The following is a 5,484-nucleotide window of genomic DNA, read 5'->3' on the forward strand; positions in this document are numbered from 1 at the left end:
GATCGACCCATCTTTGCATGGGTGATCGCCATCATCATCATGCTCGCCGGCGGCCTGGCCCTGTTCAAGCTGCCGGTCTCGATGTACCCCAACGTCGCACCGCCGGCGGTGGAAATCAGCGCCACCTACCCGGGTGCATCGGCCAAGGTGGTCGAGGACTCGGTGACGCAGATCATCGAGCAGAACATGAAGGGCCTTGATGGCCTGATCTATTTCTCCTCCAACAGCTCGTCCAACGGCCAGGCCACCATCACCCTGACCTTCGAGAGCGGCACCAACCCGGACATCGCCCAGGTGCAGGTGCAGAACAAGCTGCAGCTGGCCATGCCGCTGCTGCCGCAGGAAGTGCAGCGGCAGGGCATCAACGTGGCCAAGTCCAGCTCGGGCTTCCTGAACGTCATCGCGTTCGTGTCCGAGAACGGCAGCATGGACGCCAACGACATCGCCGACTACGTTGGTTCCAATGTCGTCGACCGTCTGAGCCGCGTGCCGGGCGTGGGCAACATCCAGGTGTTCGGTGGCAAGTACGCCATGCGTATCTGGCTGGACCCGAACAAGCTGCACACCTACGGCCTGTCGGTTGCGGAAGTGACCGCAGCAGTCAAGGCACAGAACGCCCAGGTGGCCATCGGCCAGCTCGGCGGCGCGCCGTCGATCAAGGGCCAGCAGCTCAACGCCACCATCAATGCACAGTCGCGCCTGCAGACCCCGGAACAGTTCCGCAACATCATCGTGCGCGGTGCGCAGGACGGTGCCGAACTGCGCCTGGGCGATGTCGCCCGCGTCGAACTGGGTGCAGAGTCCTACGACTTCGTCACCCGCTACAACGGCCAGCCGGCCAGCGGCCTGGCGGTTACCCTGGCCACCGGCGCCAACGCGCTGGATACCGCGGCCGGCGTGGATGCCGCGCTGCAGGACATGAAGAGCTTCTTCCCGGCCGGCCTGAAGGCCGAGATCCCGTACGACACCACCCCGTTCGTGCGCGTGTCGATCAAGGGCGTGGTGCAGACCCTGATCGAAGCGATCGTGCTGGTGTTCGTGGTGATGTACCTGTTCCTGCAGAACTTCCGCGCCACCCTGATCCCGACCATCGCCGTGCCGGTGGTGCTGCTGGGTACCTTCGGCGTGCTGGCGATGCTGGGCTTCTCGGTGAACATGCTGACCATGTTCGCGATGGTGCTGGCGATCGGCCTGCTGGTGGACGATGCCATCGTGGTGGTGGAGAACGTCGAACGCATCATGTCCGAAGAGGGGCTGTCGCCGCTGGAAGCCACCCGCAAGTCGATGGGCCAGATCACCGGTGCGCTGGTGGGTATCGGCCTGGTGCTGTCGGCGGTGTTCGTGCCGATGGCGTTCATGAGCGGCTCAACTGGCGTGATCTACCGCCAGTTCTCGGCCACGATCGTTTCGGCAATGGCGCTGTCGGTGCTGGTCGCGATCGTGCTGACCCCGGCGCTGTGCGCGACCATGCTCAAGCCGCTGAAGAAGGGTGAGCACCACGTCGCACACAAGGGCTGGTCCGGTCGTTTCTTCAATGGTTTCAACCGCGGCTTCGACCGTACCAGCGAAAGCTACCAGCGCGGTGTGCGCGGCATCATCCACCGTCCGTGGCGCTTCATGGGCATCGTGGCGGCACTGTTCGTGCTGATGGGCGTGCTGTTCGTGCGCCTGCCCAGCTCGTTCCTGCCCAACGAAGACCAGGGCGTGCTGATGGCGCTGGTGCAGGCGCCGGTCGGTGCCACCCAGGAACGTACGCTGGAATCGATCGCGGCACTGGAAAACCACTTCCTGCAGAACGAGAAGGATGCGGTGGACTCGGTGTTCTCGGTGCAGGGCTTCAGCTTCGCCGGTATGGGCCAGAACGCGGGCATGGCATTCGTCAAGCTGAAGGACTGGAGTGAGCGTGACGCCGACAATGGCGTGATGCCGATCACCGGTCGCGCCATGGCGGCACTGGGCCAGATCAAGGATGCCTTCATCTTCGCCTTCCCGCCGCCGGCCATTCCGGAACTGGGCACCGCGTCGGGCTACACCTTCTTCCTGAAGGACAACAGCGGCCAGGGCCACGAGGCACTGGTGGCCGCGCGCAACCAGCTGCTGGGCCTCGCCGCCGGCAGCAAGAAGCTGGCCAACGTGCGCCCGAACGGCCAGGAAGACACGCCGCAGTTCCGCATCGACATCGATGCAGCCAAGGCGACCTCGCTGGGGCTGTCGATCGACCAGATCAACGGCACCTTGGCCGCCGCATGGGGCAGCTCGTACATCGACGACTTCGTCGATCGTGGCCGCGTCAAGCGTGTGTTCGTGCAGGCCGACCAGCCGTTCCGCATGGTGCCGGAGGACTTCGATCTCTGGTCCGTGAAGAACGACAAGGGCGAGATGGTGCCGTTCAGCGCGTTCGCCACCAAGCACTGGGACTACGGTTCGCCGCGTCTTGAGCGCTACAACGGTGTGTCGGCGATGGAAATCCAGGGCGAACCGGCCCCGGGTGTCGCGTCCGGTGATGCCATGGCCGAGATCGAACAGCTGGCCAAGCAGCTGCCGGCGGGCTTCGGCATCGAGTGGACGGCGATGTCCTACCAGGAACGCCAGGCCGGCTCGCAGACGCCGCTGCTGTACACGCTGTCGCTGATGATCGTGTTCCTGTGTCTGGCCGCGATGTATGAAAGCTGGAGCGTGCCGACCGCGGTGCTGCTGGCGGCCCCGCTGGGTATCCTCGGCGCGGTGCTGGCCAACACCTTCAAGGGCCTGGAGCGCGACATCTACTTCCAGGTGGCGATGCTGACCACGGTGGGCCTGACCAGCAAGAACGCGATCCTGATCGTCGAGTTCGCCAAGGAAAACCTGGAGAAGGGGGCCAGCCTGATCGAGTCGATCATGCACGCCGTGCGCGACCGCTTGCGCCCGATCGTGATGACCTCGCTGGCCTTCGGCATGGGCGTGGTGCCGCTGGCAATCTCCACCGGTGCCGGCTCCGGTGCCAAGCAGGCGATCGGCACCGGTGTGCTCGGCGGCATGATCGTCGGCACCGTGCTCGGCGTGTTCTTCGTGCCGCTGTTCTTCGTGGTGGTGCAGCGCGTGTTCAAGCGCAAGTCCACGACGTGACCTGAAACGGTAGTGCCGGCCGCTGGCCGGCACCTACTGCCCGCGTGATGTGAATCCAACGAGGTTGCCGGCCAGCGGCCGGCACTACCTCCTGCCATCCGGCAGTACCGATGGAAGTCATTCCCATGAAAAGTGCATCCCTGTTTCTTTCCATTGCCGCCGCGCTCGCGCTCGCCGGCTGCTCCACCCTGGTGCCGAAGAACACCGCCGTTGCTCCGGCCATTCCGGCGCAGTGGCCGGCCGAGGCCGCGCAGGGCGAGGTGGCCGATGTCGCCGCCGTCGGCTGGCGCGACTTCTTCACCGATGCGCGCCTGCAGCAGGTGATCGACCAGTCGCTGCAGAACAACCGCGACCTGCGCGTGGCCGTACTCAACGTTGAACGCGCGCGCGGCCAGTACCGCGTACAGCGCGCCGACCGTGTGCCCGGCGTGGCCGTCACCGGCCAGATGGACCGCCGTGGTACCGACGCCGGTGTCACCGAGCAGTTCACCGCGGGTGTCGGCGTAGCCGAGTTCGAACTGGATCTGTTCGGCCGCGTGCGCAATCTCAGTGAAGCGGCGCTGCAGCAGTACTTCGCCGTGGCCGCCAACCGCCGCAACGCGCAGCTGAGCCTGGTGGCCGAGACCGCCACGGCGTGGCTGACCTACGGGGCTGATGCGCAGCGGCTGAAGATCGCCGATGCCACGCTGAAGACCTACGAGGATTCGCTGCGCCTGGCCGAGGCCCGCCACGAGCGTGGTGGCAGTTCGGCGCTGGAGCTGACCCAGACCCGTACCCTGGTCGAGACCGCACGTACGGATGCTGCACGCCTGCGTGGCCAGCTTGCCCAGGACCGCAACGCTCTGGCCCTGCTGGCCGGCGGCCAGTTGGATCCGGCACTGCTGCCGGACAGCATCGAACCGCAGCTGCTGGCACTGGCACCGCCGCCGGCCGGCCTGCCCAGCGACGTGTTGCTGCAGCGCCCGGACATCATGGCCGCCGAACACCAGCTGCTGGCGGCCAACGCCAACATCGGTGCGGCACGCGCGGCGTTCTTCCCGAGCATCTCGCTGACCGGCAGCATCGGTAGTGGTTCGAGCGAATTGTCCAACCTGTTCGACAGTGGCACCCGCGTGTGGAGCTTCCTGCCGAAGATCACGCTGCCGATCTTCCAGGGCGGCAAGCTGCGCGCCAATCTGGCCATCGCCAATGCGGACCGTGACATCGCGCTGGCGCAGTACGAGAAGTCGATCCAGGTGGGCTTCCGCGAAACCGCCGATGCGCTGGCGTTGAACGTCAGCCTGGATGAGCAGGTGAGTTCACAGCAGCGCCTGGTGGAAGCGGCCGAACAGGCCAACCGCCTGTCGCAGGCACGCTACGACGCTGGCCTGGACAGCTTCGTGACCCTGCTTGATGCGCGCCGTACCGCCTACAACGCGCAGCAGACCCAGCTGCAGGCGCAGCTGGCGCAGCAGGCCAACCGCATCACCCTGTACAAGGTGCTGGGCGGCGGCTGGCACGAGCGCGGCTGAGGGGGGAGCCGGCCAACGGCCGGCTCTACCTGGGTGATCGAGGGCAATGCCGGCCGCTGGCCGGCATTGTCCGTTTCCGGGGGGATCTCATCCCCTGTCGATCACGTTCCAGCAGGAAAGCTTTCCTGCGGCTGAAGGCCTGGCTTGCTTTCAGGGCTGGATACAACTTTCCTCATACCTATTGCAGCTGTCTCGCCGTCTCATCGCGTGGCGGAATGCTGCATCGATCGCCACGGGAGGCGACGGGGGCCCCGCACCTGACGCGTGGAGCGATGTGCTTGTCCCATTCCCTGTTGTGTAGTTCCCGCCGCTGGCTGATTTTCATCAGCAGCCTCCTGCTGGTTGCCTGCCAGCCTTCCGCGATGGGCCACGATCCCGGACCGATGGCCGTGCAGATGGTCACGCTGAAGTCCGAGACCGTGGGCCTGACCCGCGAACTGCCGGGCCGTACCAATGCCTTCCTGGTTGCCGAAGTGCGCCCGCAGGTCAACGGCATCGTCGCCAAGCGCCTGTTCACCGAAGGTGGCATGGTCAAGGTCGGCGAGCCGCTGTACCAGATCGAGGACGCCAGCTACCGCGCCCAGGCCAACAGCGCCCGTGCCCAGCTGGCCCGTGCCGAAGCCACGGCCAATGCTGCACGCCTGAGTGCCAAGCGCATCACCGAGCTGGCCAAGGTTGATGCGGTCAGCCAGCAGGATCTGGAAAACGCCGTGGCCGCGCAGAAGCAGGCCGAGGCTGATGTCGGTGCCGCCAAGGCTTCACTGGATGCGGCCAACGTCACCTTGGGCTATGCCCGCATCACCGCGCCGATCAGCGGCCGCATCGGCAAGTCCAGCGTCACCCAGGGTGCGCTGGTCAGCGCCGGCCA

The 5,484-nt window shown here is 65.9% G+C and carries 2 protein-coding genes and 1 pseudogene; all 3 read left to right on the plus strand.

The features are described 5' to 3' along the window. Positions 1 to 3,105, plus strand: a 3,105-nt coding sequence (smeE, locus tag D7Y61_RS22350) for a multidrug efflux RND transporter permease subunit SmeE (RefSeq protein WP_180869388.1), incomplete at its 5' end; no start/stop codon positions are given. 110 nt (positions 3,106 to 3,215) lie between these two features. After that, positions 3,216 to 4,616, plus strand: coding sequence for a multidrug efflux RND transporter outer membrane subunit SmeF (gene smeF, locus D7Y61_RS22355; protein ID WP_125893439.1), 1,401 nt, complete (start codon positions 3,216 to 3,218; stop codon positions 4,614 to 4,616). Between the two features lie 317 nt (positions 4,617 to 4,933). Next, a pseudogene (gene smeD / locus D7Y61_RS22360) lies at positions 4,934 to 5,484 on the plus strand (multidrug efflux RND transporter periplasmic adaptor subunit SmeD); the annotation flags it as partial.

Origin of the sequence: Stenotrophomonas maltophilia (assembly GCF_013464485.1) — a bacterium.
GTDB lineage: Bacteria > Pseudomonadota > Gammaproteobacteria > Xanthomonadales > Xanthomonadaceae > Stenotrophomonas > Stenotrophomonas maltophilia_AW.

Excerpts from the sequence above, each read along its gene's own strand:
- smeF (WP_125893439.1), top strand. The coding sequence starts at position 3,216 with ATGGAAGTCATTCCCATGAAAAGTGCATCCCTGTTTCTTTCCATTGCC.